The 17,653-nt window shown below is 58.8% G+C and carries 14 protein-coding genes and 1 riboswitch; all 14 genes read right to left on the bottom strand.

The features are described from left to right. Nucleotides 1–81: 81 nt before the first annotated feature. The 14 genes from HSW_RS09420 to pseC all read right to left on the bottom strand — a co-directional run bounded on the left by HSW_RS09420 (nucleotide 82) and on the right by pseC (nucleotide 17,513). Complete coding sequence (locus HSW_RS09420; protein WP_052346290.1) at nucleotides 82–1,929, bottom strand: assimilatory sulfite reductase (NADPH) flavoprotein subunit; 1,848 nt, start codon at nucleotides 1,927–1,929, stop codon at nucleotides 82–84. Between the two features lie 209 nt (nucleotides 1,930–2,138). After that, nucleotides 2,139–2,942 carry a uroporphyrinogen-III C-methyltransferase gene (gene cobA / locus HSW_RS09425; protein WP_231501380.1) on the bottom strand — a complete coding sequence of 268 codons (804 nt, stop codon included), beginning with the start codon at nucleotides 2,940–2,942 and terminating at the stop codon, nucleotides 2,139–2,141. A gap of 177 nt (nucleotides 2,943–3,119) precedes the next feature. Next, a complete protein-coding gene (locus HSW_RS09430; RefSeq protein ID WP_052346291.1) occupies nucleotides 3,120–4,409 on the bottom strand; it encodes a sulfate adenylyltransferase subunit 1 in 1,290 nt (429 codons plus the stop codon). A 96-nt stretch (nucleotides 4,410–4,505) separates the two neighbouring features. Next, nucleotides 4,506–5,414 carry a sulfate adenylyltransferase subunit CysD gene (cysD, locus tag HSW_RS09435; protein WP_044001734.1) on the bottom strand — a complete coding sequence of 303 codons (909 nt, stop codon included), beginning with the start codon at nucleotides 5,412–5,414 and terminating at the stop codon, nucleotides 4,506–4,508. Nucleotides 5,415–5,606: 192 nt separating this feature from the next. After that, complete coding sequence (locus HSW_RS09440; protein ID WP_081768342.1) at nucleotides 5,607–6,386, bottom strand: phosphoadenylyl-sulfate reductase; 780 nt, start codon at nucleotides 6,384–6,386, stop codon at nucleotides 5,607–5,609. Between the two features lie 314 nt (nucleotides 6,387–6,700). Then, a riboswitch (SAM riboswitch) is annotated at nucleotides 6,701–6,792 on the bottom strand. 181 nt (nucleotides 6,793–6,973) lie between these two features. Further along, on the bottom strand, nucleotides 6,974–8,452 hold the full coding sequence (locus tag HSW_RS09445; RefSeq protein WP_052346292.1) for a lipopolysaccharide biosynthesis protein: 1,479 nt from the start codon (nucleotides 8,450–8,452) through the stop codon (nucleotides 6,974–6,976). A 171-nt stretch (nucleotides 8,453–8,623) separates the two neighbouring features. Next, nucleotides 8,624–10,000 (bottom strand): DUF7033 domain-containing protein, encoded by a 1,377-nt coding sequence (locus HSW_RS09450; protein WP_044001735.1) that lies wholly within the window; start codon nucleotides 9,998–10,000, stop codon nucleotides 8,624–8,626. A gap of 52 nt (nucleotides 10,001–10,052) precedes the next feature. Continuing rightward, nucleotides 10,053–11,351, bottom strand: a complete 1,299-nt coding sequence (locus HSW_RS09455) for a glycosyltransferase family protein (RefSeq protein WP_044001736.1) — start codon at nucleotides 11,349–11,351, stop codon at nucleotides 10,053–10,055. Between the two features lie 15 nt (nucleotides 11,352–11,366). Further along, nucleotides 11,367–12,071 (bottom strand): PIG-L deacetylase family protein, encoded by a 705-nt coding sequence (locus HSW_RS09460; RefSeq protein ID WP_044001737.1) that lies wholly within the window; start codon nucleotides 12,069–12,071, stop codon nucleotides 11,367–11,369. Beyond that, nucleotides 12,058–13,005 (bottom strand): hypothetical protein, encoded by a 948-nt coding sequence (locus HSW_RS22735; RefSeq protein ID WP_052346293.1) that lies wholly within the window; start codon nucleotides 13,003–13,005, stop codon nucleotides 12,058–12,060. Before HSW_RS22735 ends, HSW_RS09460 begins: the two co-directional genes overlap by 14 nt. 30 nt (nucleotides 13,006–13,035) lie before the next feature. Further along, a complete protein-coding gene (gene pseI, locus HSW_RS09470) occupies nucleotides 13,036–14,085 on the bottom strand; it encodes a pseudaminic acid synthase (RefSeq protein ID WP_044001738.1) in 1,050 nt (349 codons plus the stop codon). A 16-nt stretch (nucleotides 14,086–14,101) separates the two neighbouring features. Continuing rightward, the gene (gene pseG, locus HSW_RS09475; protein WP_081768343.1) at nucleotides 14,102–15,610 is read right to left on the bottom strand and encodes a UDP-2,4-diacetamido-2,4,6-trideoxy-beta-L-altropyranose hydrolase; all 1,509 of its coding nucleotides are present in this window, start codon (nucleotides 15,608–15,610) and stop codon (nucleotides 14,102–14,104) included. Beyond that, nucleotides 15,582–16,307 carry a cytidylyltransferase domain-containing protein gene (locus HSW_RS09480; protein WP_044001740.1) on the bottom strand — a complete coding sequence of 242 codons (726 nt, stop codon included), beginning with the start codon at nucleotides 16,305–16,307 and terminating at the stop codon, nucleotides 15,582–15,584. Before HSW_RS09480 ends, pseG begins: the two co-directional genes overlap by 29 nt. A gap of 54 nt (nucleotides 16,308–16,361) precedes the next feature. Then, nucleotides 16,362–17,513 carry a UDP-4-amino-4,6-dideoxy-N-acetyl-beta-L-altrosamine transaminase gene (gene pseC / locus HSW_RS09485; protein ID WP_044001741.1) on the bottom strand — a complete coding sequence of 384 codons (1,152 nt, stop codon included), beginning with the start codon at nucleotides 17,511–17,513 and terminating at the stop codon, nucleotides 16,362–16,364. Between the last annotated feature and the right edge of the window lie 140 nt (nucleotides 17,514–17,653).

Consider the following 17,653-nt stretch of genomic DNA (forward strand, 5'->3'; position numbering starts at 1 on the left):
AGTCGTCGTTGTTCAGGAGCGGGTCAACCACCCCCAACCCCTCCTTTCCAAGGAGGGGAGCTAGTTTTCTAGCTCTAGTTTTTAATACACATCCTCCAGAAACCGGCGCGACTTCTTGAGCTGGCGCAGGTACTCGGCGGCGTAGTCGGCGTCGTGGCCGCTTTCCTGCTGGATGATCTGGCGCAGGGCCTGCTGCACGTCGTGGGCCATGCGGGATTTGTCGCCGCACACGTAGAAGTAGGCCCCGTTTTCGAGCTGCTCGTACACGCGGCGGCTCTGTTCCAGCAGGCGGTGCTGCACGTAGAGCTTCTGGGTTTGGTCGCGGGAGAAGGCCACGTCGAGGCGGTTGAGGGTGCCGCGCTTGAGGTGCTGCTGCCACTCGGTCTGGTAGAGGAAGTCGGTGGTGAAGTGGGGGTTGCCGAACAGCAGCCAGTTACGACCGGTGGCGCCGGTTTCGGCCCGTTCCTCCACGAAGGCCCGGAAGGGCGCTACCCCGGTGCCGGGGCCCACCATGATGATGTCGGTGGTGGCGTCCTGCGGCAGCTTGAAATACTCGTTACGGTCCACCCACACCCGGGCCGTGTCGCCGAGGTTGAGGTGGTCGGCCTGGTAGCCGGAGCAGGCCCCGTGCTTGGCGCGGCCGTGGGTTTCGTAGCGCACGGCCCCCACCGTCAGGTGTACCTCCTCGGGGTGGGCCAGCAATGAGGAGGCAATGGAGTAGGCCCGGGCCGGCAACGGCCGCAGCACCGCCGCCAGCTGCTGCCCCGACAGCTCCACCGGAAACTCGGTGAGCAAATCGGCCACGTCGCGGCCGTAGAGGTAGGTGCCCAGCCCGGCCGTATCAGCCAGAATTTCGCGGAGGCGCGGGTGCTGCGGGGCCACGGCGGCGTAGCGCTCCAGCACGTCGCGGGTGATAACCGACAGCTCCAGCCGCTCGGTGAGGGCGGTGGTCAGGTCCAGCTCCTCGGCTTCAAGGCGCACCGGGGCGGCTTCGGAGAGGCGGGCAGCCTGCAACACCTCCTGCACCAGCGCGGGGCGGTTGCGGGGCTGCACCATCAGGGCGTCGCCGGGCTCGTAGGTCAGGCCCGAATCAGCCAGGGAAAACTCCAGGTGGTAGGTTTCCTTGGTAGAGCCCCGGCCGTTGAGCTGAATCTTCTCCAGCAGCTCCGCCCCGAAGGGGTTGCGGGCGTTGTACTCCACGGCGGCAGGCAGCGGAGCCACTTCCGGCGCGTAGCTCCCACCCACTACCGCCACCACTGGCGCGGCCACAGCAACTCCGGCTGCTACTGGCGTGGGCTGTAGCTCGGCAATGCGGCTGAGCACCTGCTCGGCCCACTGGCGGGTTTCGTCCTCGAAGGTTATGTCGCAATCCAGCCGTTCAGCTAGGCGGCGGCCACCTAGCTCGGCCAGGCGCTGGTCGAACTCGAAGCCGGTCTGGCAGAATTGCAGGTAGCTTTTATCACCCAAAGCCAGCACGGCGTACTGCAGGTCGGGCAGCTTGGGGGCGCGGCTGCTGAGCAGGAACTGGTGCAGCTCCTCGGCCGCAATGGGCGGGTCGCCTTCCCCCTGGGTGCTCACCACCACCAACAGCAATTGCTCGGTTTTGAGGTCCTTGGTGGGGTAGTCGTTCATGTCGCGCACCTGCGGCTGCAGGCCCCGGCGGCGGGCCGCCTCGGCCACCAGGCCGGCGGCTTTTTTGCTGTTGCCGGTCTGGGAGCCGAACAGGATGGTTAGCCGACTAACTGCGGCTGCTTCCGCCACCGCCGGAGCCGGGGCCACGGCCGCAACGGGGGCCGTCGCGCCGGCGCGACCGTAGAGGTAGCCGCTTAGCCACACCAGTTGCTGGGAGGTGAGGCCCGCCGCCAGCTGCTGCAGCGCCTGGTCGTCGAGGCCAATGGGAAGCGTGGGGGAAGCTGAAAGAAGTGACATAGGACGTGGTGGTTGGGACTGCTCTAGTCGTAGTCGCCTCACCCCCAACCCCCTCTCCGAAAAGGAGAGGGGGCTCTAGCACTAGTTTTTAGATCTAGTGTTACTTCCTGTTCAGGAAGAAAGAGCGGGGTGGAGGGTATGGCCGAACAGTGCCTAAAGCTAGAATTAGAGCCCCCTCTCTGCCGGAGAGGGGGTTGGGGGTGAGGCAACTACGCCGCGTACAGCTCCGGCAGCAGCGCCAGCTTCTCCGGCGTGGCCAGGCGGGTGACTTCGCCAATGATGATGATTGCCGGCGCGCCGATTTCGGCGGCAGCGGCGCGGGCGGGCAGCTCGGCAACCGGGCCGGTTACCAGGCGGGCGTGGGGCAGGGTGCCGTTCTGGATGATGGCGGCCGGCGTATCGGCGTGGCCCTGCTCGCAGAAGGCCTGCACAATGCGCGGCAGCTCGCCCAGGCCCATCAGAATGACGGTGGTGCCGCGGGCGTCACGGGCGGCTTCCCGGATGCTGCCGGCCAGCTCGCCGGTGGCGGTGGTGGCCGTAATCACCCGGAAGCCTTCGCTGAAGCCCCGGTGCGTGACGGGAATACCCGCTGCCCCGGCCGCGGCCACCGCGCTGCTGATGCCGGGCACGTAGTCCGTCAGCAGGCCGTGGGCTTCGGCGTAGAGCATCTCCTCCCGGCCGCGCCCGAACACAAACGGGTCGCCGCCCTTGAGGCGCACCACGTGGCCGTAGCGGCGGGCGTGGTCCACAATCAGGGCGTTAATGTCGTCCTGCGAGTGGCTGCGCATGCCGCGTCGCTTGCCCACGGGCACCAGCACGGCCTCGGGGCGGGCGTGCCCGAGCAGGGCGCGGTTAGCCAGCGCGTCGTACAAAATCACATCGGCTTCCGACAGCACCCGCGCCCCTTTGAGCGTGAGCAGCTCCGGGTCGCCGGGTCCGGCACCCAGTACCGTAAGGCGGGGCGTTTGCATCGGTGAAATGGTGAAGTGGTGAATGAGTGAATTGTCGGTCATGCTGAGCTTGCCGAAGCATCTCTACCGCTTCGTTCAGGCGGTTCAGTAGCCCAGGGTTTAAACCCTGGGCTATGGAGCGGTTATCGGTGCTGCCATCTGATTAGCCAGCGGTAGAGATGCTTCGCACACTAGCTTGATGCGCCACATGCTCAGCATGACGTTCTGTTCGTCAGCAGCCTAAATCGAAAACGCTACTGGCGGCGCTACCGGGGCGGTGAAGTACTCGGCGTTGGCGGCTTCTACCAGGCCGGCGGCCAAGGTGTCGCCGGTCAGCTCGTCTACTAGGATGAAGGAGCCGGTGGCTCGGTTTTCCTGGTAGAGGTCGAGGGCTAGGGGCAGGGCGGTTTTGAGGCGCACCCGCACGATGTCGTTGAGCTGGGCTTGCTCGGTGTGGATGCGGCCGAACGTCTGCACATTCACTTTGTAGAGAATGGCCGGCACGGCTGCTTTGGCCAGGGCCGAGTGGTGCTGAATCAGCAGCTTGCGGCCGGGCCACAGGGGCTGCTCGCTCATCCAGCACAGAGTGGCTTCCAACTCGCGGGTGAGGGTAGGGGCCTCCGGGCCGGCGAGCACCAACGCATCGCCGCGGCTCACGTCCACGTCGTCGCGCAGGCGCATGACTACGGCCTGGGGGGCGGTGGCCGTTTCCACCTCCTGCTGATTCACCTCAATAGCCTCAATTTCCGATTCCAGGCCCGAGGGCAGCACCCGCACGCGCTGGCCGCGGTGGTAGCTGCCGCTCAAAATCTGGCCGGCATAGCCGCGGTAGTCGGGCAGCTCGGGCGTCTGGGGGCGAATGACGTACTGCACTTGAAAGCGCGGGGCAGCGGCGGTTTCTACGGCGCCGGGCACGGTTTCCAAGTGTTCGAGCAGGCTGGGACCGGTGTACCAGGGCAGGTGCTGGCTGGGCTTCACCACGTTGTCGCCTTGCAAAGCACTCAGCGGAATGGCCGTGGCGGCGGGCAGGTGGAAGTGGTTGGTGAGCTCGGCGTAGTCGGTGGCAATGCGGGCAAACACGGCCTCCTCGTAGTTCACTAGGTCCATCTTGTTCACAGCCAGCACAAAGTGCCGGATGCCCAGCAGCGCGGCAATGAGGGTGTGGCGGCGGGTTTGCTCAATCACGCCCTGGCGCGCATCCACCAGCACAATGGCCAGGTCGGCATTGCTGGCCCCAGTCACCATGTTGCGGGTGTATTGCACGTGGCCGGGCGCGTCGGTGATGATGAATTTGCGGCGCGGGGTGGTGAAGTACTTGTATGCCACGTCGATGGTGATGCCCTGTTCCCGTTCGGCGCGCAGCCCGTCGGTCAGCAACGCCAAGTCAACCACGCCGCCCGAGGCCTGCCGCTTCTCCAGCGCCGCCAGCACGTCCAGCGACACGGATTCGGAGTCGTACAGCAGCCGCCCGATCAGAGTGCTTTTACCGTCGTCCACGCTGCCGCAGGTAATAAATCGAAGTAAGTCCATGTTAGTGAAATTGTGAGGTTGTGAAATTGTGAATTGCTGTGCTGATGGGGTGAAGCGTGAGGATTTTCACGACTTCACCTATCACAACTTCACCACTTAAAAGTATCCGTTGCGCTTGCGGTCTTCCATGCCGGCTTCGGAGATGTTGTCGTCGAGGCGGGTGGCGCCCCGCTCGCTCACTTTGGCCAGCAGCAGGTCCTGGATGATGTCCTCCACGGTAGCCGCGTCGCTTTCCACGGCGGCGGTGCAGGTGGAGTCGCCCACAGTGCGGAAGCGCACCTGCCGGGTCACGATTTCGTCCTCTTCATCCAGCTGCAGGTGCTCCGAGAGGCCCAGCAGCTGGCCCGAGGGCAGCACCACGCAGGTACGCTCGTGGCCGAAGTAGATATCGGGCAGCGGAATGTTTTCGCGCTGGATGTAGCGCCACACGTCCAGCTCCGTCCAGTTGGAAATAGGGAACACGCGCACGTTTTCGCCCTTCTGAATGCGGCCGTTGTAGATGTTCCAGAGCTCGGGGCGCTGGCGCTTGGGGTCCCACTGGCCAAACTCGTCGCGCACCGAGAAGATGCGCTCCTTGGCCCGGGCCTTCTCCTCGTCGCGGCGGGCCCCGCCAATGCAGGCGTCGAACTCAAACTCCTCAATTACCTCCAACAGCGTGTAAGTCTGTAGTGGGTTGCGGCTGGGGTACTTCCCGCCTGGCTCGCGCAGGCGCTGCCGCTTAATGGTGTCTTCCACCTTGCGCACGATCAGCTTTTCGCCAAGTTGTGCAGCCAGCTGGTCGCGGTACTGCAGCACTTCGGGGAAGTTGTGGCCGGTATCCACGTGCACCAGCGGGAAAGGAAAGCGGCCGGGGCGGAAGGCTTTTTCGGCCAGGCGCGTCAGCACAATAGAGTCCTTGCCGCCCGAGAACAGCAGGGCCGGCCGCTCAAACTGCCCCGCTACCTCCCGCAGGATGTGGATGGCTTCGGCTTCCAGCCGGTCGAGGTAATCGAAAGTGGTACTCATATGAAGTCTGGATTTCAGTTCTGTTTTTGTCCGTCATGCTGAGCGCAGCCGAAGCATCTCTACCGCTTCGTGTGGTTCATTAGCCCAGGGTTTAAACCCTGGGCTACGGAGCGGTTGTCGTTGGAATCAAATTGGTAGCCAGCGGTAGAGATGCTTCGACTTCGCTCAGCATGGCGTTCTTTTTTTGCCGTTCTACCCGGCTGGTACCGGCTCCACCACCGGGTCCGGTCCGTCGTGTGGGGCGGCAGTGGTGTGCAGGCCGCACTCCTTGGCCGAAAGGTCTTCCCACCACCAGCGGCCGGCCCGGAAATCCTCGCCGGGACGAATGGCGCGGGTGCAGGGGGCGCAACCGATGCTCACGAAACCCTGTTGATGCAGCGGATTCACCGGAATGCCCTCCTGCTGCACAAAGGCCAGCGCCTGCTCCCAGGTCCAATCAAACAGCGGGTGGATTTTCACGAGGTTGTGCGCTGCGTCCCACTCCAGCGGGTCCATCGTCTGCCGATTCTGGGATTGTTCGGCCCGGATGCCGGTTACCCAGGCCCCGCGGCCGGCCAGAGCTCGGTTCAAAGGCTCTACCTTGCGGATGTGGCAGCACTCTTTGCGGTTGTCCACGCTCTCGTAGAAGGAGTTAGGGCCTTTGTGCAGCAGGAGGTTTTCGAGGGCTTCACGCTGCGGGACGTACACCGCAATGGGCTGCTGGTATCTGATCAGCGTCTTGTTCCAAGTGGCGTAGGTTTCCTGGAAGTTGCGACCGGTATCGAGGGTGAACACCTCAATAGGCAGGTCGTGGACGAAAATCAGGTGACTGATTATCTGGTCTTCCAGCCCGAAAGAGGTAGAAAAAACGGCCTGACCAGGAAAGGTTTCGGCTACCAGACGGAGGCGCTCCAGGGCGGAGGCGGCCACCAGGTGAGGGCGCAGACGGTCCAGCAAGGCGTGGGCGGCCGGCGCAGCATCAGCTACAGGCATAGCAGGAAGGGGGAGGAGGAAGCGCTTTGCCGAAAGGGGCAGAGCGTTCCGGCCAGCAGATGGCCTCGACAAAAACGGACTACGCAACGGCGCAGCGCGGTTTTCAACGAAACAGAAACGGGCGTGCGACTCCTCTGGCCGACGGCACAAACGCGCGGATCAGCTCAGGAATGGGCGGCGCACAAACCAGAAAAACGGGAGCGTGCCTAGCCCTGACAACAACACATACCCATCAACCCACAACATCCATGCTGTACGGCACAGAAGGTAGCAGAAGCGGCGGTGGCGTTGAACAAGGATTTCACGGCAACTTGTTTTTATATGGTCAGGACTTGGCACCGTTTCGGAAGTTCCGCTGGTTGCCGGCGTTTCGTCGAGCCTGTCTCTCCACGCCTCTGTATAAAAACAATCCTTTTTGGGGTAAAGAATTGGTACCCCAAATGTACGAGCCAGAATTTTATACTTCCAAATTTTTCTTTTCTAAGGAAGAAATTGTGGTGGTTGGTGGCCCGCCAAAGCTAACGCCCTGTTGCTGCGGGGAGCAAGCAACCCAAGTGCTAAGGGGACGGAAGGCTACCGGAAACAGGCTAAAAGCCGAGCCGCTTTTTTAGGCTCCTGAACAGTGTTATTACCTCGGGGGCGGTGCCAGTAACCAGAATCAGGCCGCTATATACAGCAGTTATTACCGTAGACCGGAGCAGCATGGTAAGCAGTGGCGAGTCAAGCGTTGGCACCAGCCATGCCAACCCACCCGCCACAGCCGTGATGAGCAGAATCAGCGGAATTCGCCACGTAAACGGCTGCATTTTAAAGGTGTACCATACAAACCAAGTGCGGGCCAGGTTGATGCTCATCTGGGCGGCCACCGCGGCCAGGGCTGCTCCTAGTATCCCGAGGCGCGGAATCAGCACCACGTTGAGGACGATGGTAAGTAGGGCCAGGGAACTGTTAAAAATCAGGTCGAAGCGGTAACGGGGGGAGGTAATCAGGATGAGGCCGTTGACGCCGGTGATGCCATCGAACAGACGGCTGCCCAGCAGCAAGAGCACCACCACGGTGCCCTGCGCGTAGTCGGCGCGCATGAAGGAGTAGATGAAGTCCAGATTCAGCCCAATGCCCAGTGCCAGAAAGCAGCCGATGAGGGTGTTGAGACGGGTGGTGCGCCGGTAGAAATCGGCCATGCCCGGTAAGTTCTGTTGCTTCCAGTAGTCGGCTAATAAGGGGAAGGCAATCTTGTTGAGGGAACGGGCCGGAATAGCCAGGGCCGTACTAATGTTGAAGGCAATACCGTAAATACCGGCCGCCGCCAGGTTCACCTGGGCCCCTACCATCAGGTTATCAATGTACATGATGATGCTGCCGGCCAGGGAGCTCAGGAGCGTAAAGGCACCCACGCTTAGCAATTCCTGCACCGGCCGAACCGCCAGCACCGCCCGCCGGGGCCGCCAGTGCAACTCCCCAATGTGTAGCAGATAACCAGTCAGCAAGAGTACCAGCACCCCATTCACGCTCACGTACCACAGCACGTATCCGTGAAACGATAAGATGCCTTGAGCGAACAGCAGAGCCCCACCCAGGATAAGCAGCCGCAGTAGAATATCCTGCAGAAACGAGGAAAATGCCGTGTGGTAAAGCGCCTTTAGGTAGGCATCGAGGAGAGAATAAAGTAGCGTGAACAGCGCAAATACGGCGGCCCAGAGGTAATAGGGGGCCAGCACAGTGGCCTCTTTCTCATACACCGCCATCAGCACCGGCCGGCCCAGCAGGTATAGGGCCAGCACTACCACAAACCCTACTAGCGGCACCCCCACCAGAAACGGCAGAAACCCATAGTGACCGTTTTCACGGTTACGGAAGTAGGGGAAAAACCGGATGCCCACGCTGGCAAATCCAAACGCGGCTACCTGCGCAAATAGCGTCGCCACCGACGACAAGGTGTTAGTCAGCCCCAACTGCTGCGGCTCCAAGAACCGGGGCAGCACCAGCGTGGTACTCATGAACCCCAGCGCCAGCCCCAGGTAGGAAATGATGGTGTTGCGCAGACCCTGCCGCTGAACGATGCCCAAAGGGTGAAATAGTGAGGTGGTGAGGTGGTGAGTTACCGTTTTGTCATCCTGAGCTGTGCGAAGGACCTTACGACAATAGGACGTTCCAGCGTAGGTTCCCGCAGAGGGTCGTAGAGGTTTTGCGCAGAGGAATGTAGAGTCGTTCAGACGTAAAAGATTCTTCGCGTCGGCTTAGGATGATGGTGGACTCATTTGCGCGCAAATATCCTGACCGTTGACGAAGGCCGGGTTACGGCTGCGAAGGTACTCCATGATAGCACGGAACTCGCGGGGGCCATTGCGGATGTTGGCCGGATCAAAGTTGTCGTTGTGCCATAGCACCGTGCACACGCCCCCAAACCGCTCAATTTCTTGGAACATCGGCGTGAGGGACGGCAGAATTTCCTCGGGGGCCAGCTGCAGGTAGCGTGGGTGGTGCAAGGTAGCGTCCATCACGTTGAGCGGGATTTCGAGAAAGTAGCAGGCTTTATTTTGTGCGAAATCATAGGGATAGAACGGCAGGCAGTAGCTGTTGCGGAAGCCGTAGTGCTCGGCGAAGCCTAAAGTGGAATCGTACTTATAAAGCAGCGCACCAAGAATAACTGGCGTAATACGCGGTTCCCATTGCAGATAATGGAAACGAACACCGTAGGCTTTTACGCCATTGCGTAGATGTTGCAGCCGATGTTCCTCACGCTTCAAATGTGCGTGATACGGCGCGCCGATACTAACATGTAGTCCTATTTCTGAGTTGCCAATGGTGGCGGCCAGTTTCGGCCATTCCCGCCGGATATTGTAATCCGCATTAGGCGTGCCGTTGGCGGCTTTTCGATTCTCGGGCAGGAAGAAAAATGTGCTTTTGGCACCGTATTCCGCCACGGTTTGCTGCACCAGTTCTAGGTTGTCCCAGGCATCTTTCTTGGTAAAATGCCGCCATAGCATTCGGCCGAATTCTAGTGCCTTACCTTGGCTTAAAGCTGCTCTAGTGGGCTCTTTCCAGGCGCTGTAGAGGTTGTCGATGTCGTGGGTGATAAAGGTTGCCCAGGTGGCCCCATCTGCCCAGCGGCGCGGCTGTAACGGCTGGCCGGTTACGTGCTCCACGGCCGTTTTCAGAACGTCGAAGTAGTAATTCACTACCGGCACGGCTACAAAACCATACCGGTGCTGTACGCTGGCCGTGTAAGGGAAGCGGCCGTGCTGGTCCCGCTCCTCGGAATAAAACTCCTGCCATCCGCTGAGTAGATAAAAAGCAGCAGAAATTACATCGGCGTTGATGCGTGCCCGACTGTTTGGCAGCAGCTCCAGCAGAGGCCGGGTGGGCTGGTCGTCGAAGAAGAACGGAAGCTGCTGACCCTGCCACTCGCGGTAGGTTGGCGCGGCTGGGTAAGGAGCAATACCGGTAAAAAAACCGTGGTCTACGGCTGCTATTTCCACCTGCGGCTGAACGCTGCGGTACCCTATGCTGACGCTTGGTACCGCCTCGTAGTCTTGCTGAAAATGCCGCAATACGTAGGCTAACCGGGTTTCGGCGGTGGTCAGAACAACAGCTGGCAGCGGAGGAGGAAGCATGCGCGCAAAGTACGTTGACTAGCGGGACTCTGTACACTAGTCTGCGGCAGGGTCAAGAGGCTGGGGTAGCTGTCTCATCCAGCCATTCACTCAGCCGCCGCACCGCCCGCTGCTGGCTATACCCCTCATCGGGAGTGCCAAGCGTATCATTATAATACGCAGCACGTTGGTACAGATGCAGCGGTTTGTGCTGCTGGTACTGCCGCAGCCATTCCCCAAGCTCCTGTAGCGAGGACGCCCGTTCTATAAGGCGATGAGTGACAAAGCCATAATAATCATCGGCAATAGTATGCGTGCCGAAACGATAGTACAGGCTCGCCAGGTTGAGCAGTGTAGCCTCCAGATGGGAGCTGGTATCGGCGGCAATCAGGGCATCATGCGCGGCCAAAAACTCGAAAATACCTTGCTGCCGGGCATCGGAAAATTGCAGAGCAGGGTGCAGTTGCCGCAGAAAGCGAAAGTCACGCGTGTCGCCGGGGTGGGGGCGGAGGGTAAACGTGAGGTGCGGAAATTCACGCAGCAGGTAGGCCAGCGTATCGGCAAGAACGGGCAGCTCATCCAGCGTATTACAGGCTATAGCCACCCGCTGCACCCTGGGCTGCCGATTGCGCTGTGTCAGAAACGCATCGGCCTTGGGCATGCCTACCAGTTCCACGCGGCCCCGTACCGGCCCGCACTGACGGTATTTGTCCAGCGCGTCCTGGCCTTCCAGCAGGCTTAGGTCGAAGCCCAGTGGTGGGAAGTTGGTGCTCACGCTGGCGTGTTGGATGTAGGCCGTGGGCACGCCTTCAGCTTGGCAGGCCAGCAGCAGTGCCCGGGCATCGTCGTTGTGGTCGTTGGCAAATACTACCGCCCGGGGACGATAGTGGCGCAGCGCCCGTCGGTACACTTCGTAGTAGCCGATGGCATTGAAAATCAGGTCGAAAAACCGCCAGGCCCGCAGCCCTTCCGTGCGGCGCAAGGTCCGATACACGCCCGGCAACTGACCATAGTACAGCAGCTTGCGGCGCAAGGAAAGCCGGTTTACCTGCCGGTTGTAACGGCCTATCTGCTTGCTCTGGCCCGCTACTAATACGGTATCGGAGCGGGCTTCGCGCAGAAAGTGGAGCGAGTCGTAGTTGTTCTGACTGACCACATACAGCCACACTTTGCCGTGTAGCTTCTCCGGATTACGCACCTTCCGGAACGTATTGCCCACCAACCGCAAAGCCGCGTAGCCCATTACCTTCAATAGACGTTCCCAGGGGCTGCGCGGCGAAATAGGCTCCAGGGTATGGGCTGGGAACGAGAGAAAATGGTCCGTAAAACGGACGTACAGAATATCGTAAAGGCGGGCGGCCTGCTCATTCATATGCTTTAGCAACCATTACCCAATGTGCCGGATCAGCATGAATGCTTCTGCTAGCGGCTGGCCAATAACAATACCCCAACGCTGGGCCAGAATCCGGAGAGCTTCCGGTGAGCGGGGATGAGGATATACGCGCTTCTCGAATTCATAGGCCTCCATACCCGCAATCTTCGCGGCTAGATCCTCCTCACCTACTGCTAGGAAGAAGTTGGGCAGAAAGGGGTTCGGATAGTTAGCCGCCTGCCATTCCGTGCTGGAAGGAGTTTCGCAGGCCAGGATAGTGCGCATCGGTTCTCCCGGAACCGGGCGCGTACCCGTTACTACAGCCTCAAAGGTGCGGCGGTGGTCGATGTTCGTATCGCCGCCGTGGTGGGTAAAAATGACGTCGGGCTGAAAGGACTCTTTTTCCTGCTCCACCACTTTTACCAAATCCAGTAAGTCCACAGAATCGAAGCGGTTATCGGCAAAATCGTAGACGCCGGTAGAGTGGTAGCCAATGGCTGCCGTGGCCCGGCCAATATTAGCCCGGTGTACGGCCAATTCGGTGGTCCATTGCTCGGGCTTACGCATGTCAGCGCGTGACGTCAGGCCTTCACCCAGAATAACGGCGCGGGCAGTGCAGCCCTGTTGGTGTACCAGCCGGTGAATAGTAGCACCCAGGCCCAGGAGTTCGTCGTCGGGGTGGGCTACTACCACCAATATGCGCTTGTTATGCAATTCCATCGGTGTCAGGAGATATGGCCAGTAGGCGCTGATATTCAGGAGGCAGCACAGAAGAAAAGGGCTGGCCGGTGTAAAACTTGATGCCACGGCGGCGCAGAAAGTCCCGGAAATCTTCTTCCGGAACAGAGAAGCTACCACTAGCCTGCATAGTGCTTAAATCAAATACTACACCGTTGCAGTGAATGCGCTGGGTTGTGGGATCGTACGATACGCGTACGTCCAACTCTTTATATGCAGCCAGCTTGTTATAATCGGTCAGGATAGCGAGTACAGCATCCTCATTGCGGCTGGCATCGGGACGAGGGTACATGTTCTCCCTGATGACACGCACAGGAATACCGCCGGCCAGGCAGCCATCGGGCAGATCCTTGTTAATTAATGAGTTGGTCCCGATTACTACATTGTTTCCGATGCGCCGGTTGGGCAGCACGGTGGATTTGGCGGGCAGCCACACTTTATTACCAATGTGTACCGGCCCAAAATCGGCCGGGAAGCCTTCCAGAATAGGCAGATAAGAGCCGTGGGTCCACACGGCTACATCTTCGCCAATGCCCACATACTCACCAATGGTAATGGCGTGGTTGACGTTTAGCGTGATGCGCGCACAAATCATGGAATAGGAGCCAACCACTAAATGGGCATCCTCGCTGAACTTGCCGCCGTGGCCCACCACTACGTTCGAATCCCAGTACACGTACCGGCCCACCCGCACCGTGCGGGCCGTGAGGTTGTTCTGGCTACCAAAGATGGTCAAGTCGCCGATAGTGAGTTGTTGCCCGATCAGAAAGGTATTGTTGGCCCCCAGCGTCACGTCGTCGCCAATCACACACTCGGTGGCCCGGATGGTCGTATTCGGGCCAATACGGAAGTTACGGCCGATGCTAAGGCGCTCAGCAATGATATAGCTGCCGTTGTCAAATTTCCGGATTTCCATTGCGCTAGAATCTTAGATACGAAGCGAAGGCTAGAGTACGTCCCAGGTAAGCGCCGTGCCACGTCGGAGAGCCTTGCGCACAGGCCGGCCCAGCAGTTCGGGCAGGTGGTGCGGAGCCAGGCCGTGACCAGGCCGAATTACTCGGATGTTGTCTCGGGTCAGCACTTCGCCAGCGGCAATATCCTGCACTACGTACAAAGAGCGGCGGAAGCCTAACGACTTCTGCTCGGCGGCGGTGGGCCCGTAAAACACGTTGCCCAAGGCCTGCTGGGCCTGTGTGCATTCTTCCACTAGGCGGCGCATCTCGTCAGGTTCCATTGAAAACGAGGAATCCGGTCCTCCATCGGCGCGCCGAATGGTCAGGTGCTTTTCGATGACGGCAGCTCCCAACACGGTGGCTGCTACGCTTACCCCCGTACCCATGGTGTGGTCAGAGAGTCCTACGTGGCAGCCCAGCATATCCCGCATATGCGGGATGGTGCGCAGGTTGGTATTAAGTGGTAAAGCCGGGTAAGTGCTGGTGCATTTAAGCAGTACGACTTGCTCGTTACCCTCTTCCCGCATAATCTGCACCATCCGCTCCAAGTCGGCCAAGTCAGCCATGCCGGTAGAAATAATGACAGGTTTACCCGTGCGGGCTGCCCGGCGAATCAGATCAGGCCAGTTGTTTTCGAAAGAGGCAATCTTATACGCCGGGCAGTTAAGGGTTTCCAAGAAGTCAATGGCCTCCACCGAAAACGGAGAGCTGAAACCAACCATCCCATGCGCAGCGGCCCGCTCAAAAATGGGCGCGTGCCACTCGAAGGGCGTGTGATTGGTGGTGTAAAGCTCATAAAGCGACTGGCCTTCCCAGTCAGAGTTGGCGCCTCGCACTACAAAATCCGGTTCCCGGCTGTTCAGCGTGAGCATATCGGGCGTGCTCGTCTGGATTTTCAGGCCTTGGCAGCCAGCGGCGGCGGCGGCGTCTACAATCTCCAGGGCTTTTTCCAGGGATTGGCCGTGGTTGCCCGACATTTCGGCAATGATAAAAGGGGCGTGGCCGGTACCAATGCGGTGGGTGCCCAGAAGTATGTCTTGCATGCTGTTGAAATAGAAGCTAGTTCGGCGGCAAAAAGGCCAGCTGAAACACATCAAAGGTGCTGTCGTGCAACTGCACGGCCGGTTGTGGCGCAAAACCCAACCGCTCAAACACCCGACGGGACGGCAAGTTACCGGCTTTTACCTGGGCTACCAGCGTCCAGGGCCCAGGCCGCTCATGACGCAGCTCCAGAATGGCTCGTCGCAATACTGCCAACCCCAGCCCCTGGCCCCGTGCCGTTGCCGCCACCGAATAGTCGATGAGTGCTTCTGAACCGGTAAACTCCAACCGCACTTGCCCTATGGGTTGGCCTTGCTGTTCAAAGTAGTACAGGTAAGTGTCGGCATCGTGCAGACGGCGAAAAAACCACTGCTGGTGTTGCTCCCACGCAATAGTTTCCTGCTGGATAGCATTGCTGCGCACAGCCGGATCATTGGCCCACAACAAATACTGCTCACTATCGGCAGCAGTAGCACGACGGGTTGTTAAGGCATACGTGAGGGCCAGATTGCGAAATACCTGATGCAGACGTTGCGCCGCCAGCCCATCGAAAACGGCGTGTTGACGCTCTTGCAAACGGTGAGCAGTAGCGGGCAACACCGCCGTCGGCAAAGCCGCCAGTTCTGAAACAGGCCAGGCCAGCCCATTTTCCGTCAGATAGGTAAATAGGCGCTGCTGGTTGTCGGCAATGGGGTGCAGCAGTACGAGGCCACCAACGGCGCAACATTCATAGGCAATACCGCTGGGTGGGCAGACATATATGCCGCAACGCTGCAACATAACAGCCATCTGCTCAGCCGTCAGGTTGTGGTGGAGCTGCACATTCGGCCAGTTTTGCGTGGCTGCCTGTAAGGTGGCTTGGTGCGGGTAGGCACTGCCAGTAACTACCTCAAACCGGTGCTGCGGTAACCACTGAAGTACCTGTTTCAGGACTACCAAGGTATTGTTTTCGGGGTCGGCGCCGCCCATATTCAGGAACACCCGGTTAATGTCGGGAGCATTACGGGGCAGGGTAGCAGATTCGCGAAAGGGCCGGCGAAGTAGAGCGTATTCAGGCCCCAGGCAAAGCTGCGTGCCAGGTTCGTGCCGATAACTGCTGGCTGAGATGCCGCCGGCCTGATTCAGGACCACATCGGCCCACATATACTGGCTAACTAGATCATCAAGATAGACTACGGCCTGGCAGTACTGCTTCAATTGCTGCTGGTAGTAGGGCGTGAAATGATAGCCATCTAGCACCAGTATGTCAGCGGCAGAAATTTGCGCGTGCAGCCAGCTTGGTTCATCAGCCAAGGTAAGCTTGAGAGGTACGTGTAAGACGGTAAAACCAGCCTGCTGCACCTGGGCTTCTACCGTAGCTGATGGTTCACGCAAAACAAACGTGCAGACAAAATCTGACGTCAGCATATCTGCCAGAGCTAGGCAGCGGGTCAGATGCCCTAAACCAATAAGAGAATTGCCATCCGTGCGAAATAAAATGCGGGAAGCTGTCATGCCACTAAACTTTTTTCTGCTCGATATGCGCATTAAGCGCTATCAGTTCTGGATGTGCGTCCAGCAGGGCAATAAGCTCGGTAGTTTTTAGCTGATGGGCATTATGCTCCTCAATGAGGGTACGAATAAGGAGGAAATCGTCAGCGGTATCTACTGTCAGTCGGTAGTGGCTACGGGCAGGCTGGCGACTGATGTGCTGGAACCGCACAGACCCGGAACGGTTCTGATGGATGTAGGGTGTCACATGCTCCAGATCAGAAGCTAACGTAGCATGTTGCATCGCCTCGGCCAGCAGTTGCCGGGAAAAAATTTCGAAGTCCAGACCTCGGGGAAAAGTACGTTCCAGTACATTGGAAAGGTATAGCCGATCATCATCTGCCCGCAGATACTCCCGCACGCTTTCTGCTATGAGTTCCCCATCCAGCAGTGGGCAATCAGACGTAACACGTACTATCACATCAAGCTCATTAGCTTCGGCGCAGAGCCAATAGCGACTCAGTACGTTGTCTTCGCTACCTCGTACGTAGGGTAGCGTGTGGGTTTGGGCAAAATCTGCCAGCACATCGTCGGCTTGGTTTGTAGTAATGGCCAGATATACAGGCAGGTGACTGGCCTGCAGACGCTGCATATGATAATGTAGCATGGGGCGGCCGGCAATAGGAAGCAAAACCTTACCCGGCAGGCGGGTACTTGTCATACGGGCCTGTGAAATAATGCCAACGTTTTTCAAGGTCGCAGTGGATTAGAGCGGAATCAGGGAAATCAGGAGTACAGCTGACTGAAGCTACGGTTTCACTATTTCCAGAATGCTTTCAATTACATACTGCTGCTCCTCATCAGTGAGGCTAGGGAACAGCGGAATGCTCAAACAGTGCGCATAATAAGCTTCCGCCAGCGGGAAGTCGCCGGGTTGCCAACCCAAACTCTGATAATACGGCATCGTATGTACTGGAATATAATGCACCTGCGCAAAAATATGCCTTTCACGGAGCGCATTGTAAAGTCCTTTGCGGTCAGGCACTTGGATAACGTAAAGGTGGTACGCATGGCCCGGTGCACCTGCCAGGGGGCGCACGGCGGCCACGTCAGCAAAGGCAGCATCATAGCGGGCGGCCAATACCCGCCGGCGCGTAAGGCCTTCATCGGCGCGCCGCAGTTGACTAATGCCGAGGGCACAAAGCATATCGGGCATGCGGTAGTTGTAGCCAAGCTCCTGCATCTCCATGTACCAGCCGCCGTCGTTGCGCTGCATCTGAGCAGGATCTTTGGTGATACCATGCGTACGCAACTTCAGGAGCCGCTCATACAGGTCATGACGATTAGTAGTAATCATGCCGCCTTCGCCGGTGGCAATATGCTTTACCGGGTGGAAGCTGAAGATTGCCAGATCCGCAAATTGCCCATTACCGCAACGTTGTTCCTGGCTCTGCGAATCGGCAAAAGATCCACCTGGCGCATGGCAGGCATCTTCAATAATCCAGAGGCCAAACTCATTAGCCAGCTTCCGGGCTTCCTCTAGGTCTACGGCCAAGCCGGCGAAGTCTACCGGAATCAGGCCGTGAAAGTGGCCTTTAGGGTGACTTTCCAGCAACCGGCGTACGGCTCTCAAATCAAGCAGAGCTGTAGCAGGATCTATATCAGCAAAATATACTTCGCCGCCACAGTAACGCACACAATTAGCCGAAGCCGCAAAAGTAATGGGCGTAGTAATGATGCGCTGCCCAGGCTGTACATGTAACGCTAACGCACACAGGTGCAAAGCCGCTGTGCCGTTGCTTACGGCCACGGCGTATTTCGCTCCTGTGTAAGCAGCAAAATGCTGCTCAAACTCGGCTACTTTGGGCCCTTGGGTCAGGTAATCAGAAAGTAAGGTTTCGGTAACGACCTGAATATCCTCGGAGGTGATATGCTGGCGTCCGTAAGGAATAGGCTCCATATGTGCTTGCTGAGTCAAAGAATACAAAGGTTGAAAATGATTGACGATGAACAAACATTGGGGAGGAAAGTAGTAGCTTCGTCTCTACATATTCAGGAACTTGATTCCTAATTGCTTCCTCCTTTTTCCCTTCTATCAAT

It is taken from the genome of Hymenobacter swuensis DY53 (assembly GCF_000576555.1).
Classification (GTDB): domain Bacteria; phylum Bacteroidota; class Bacteroidia; order Cytophagales; family Hymenobacteraceae; genus Hymenobacter; species Hymenobacter swuensis.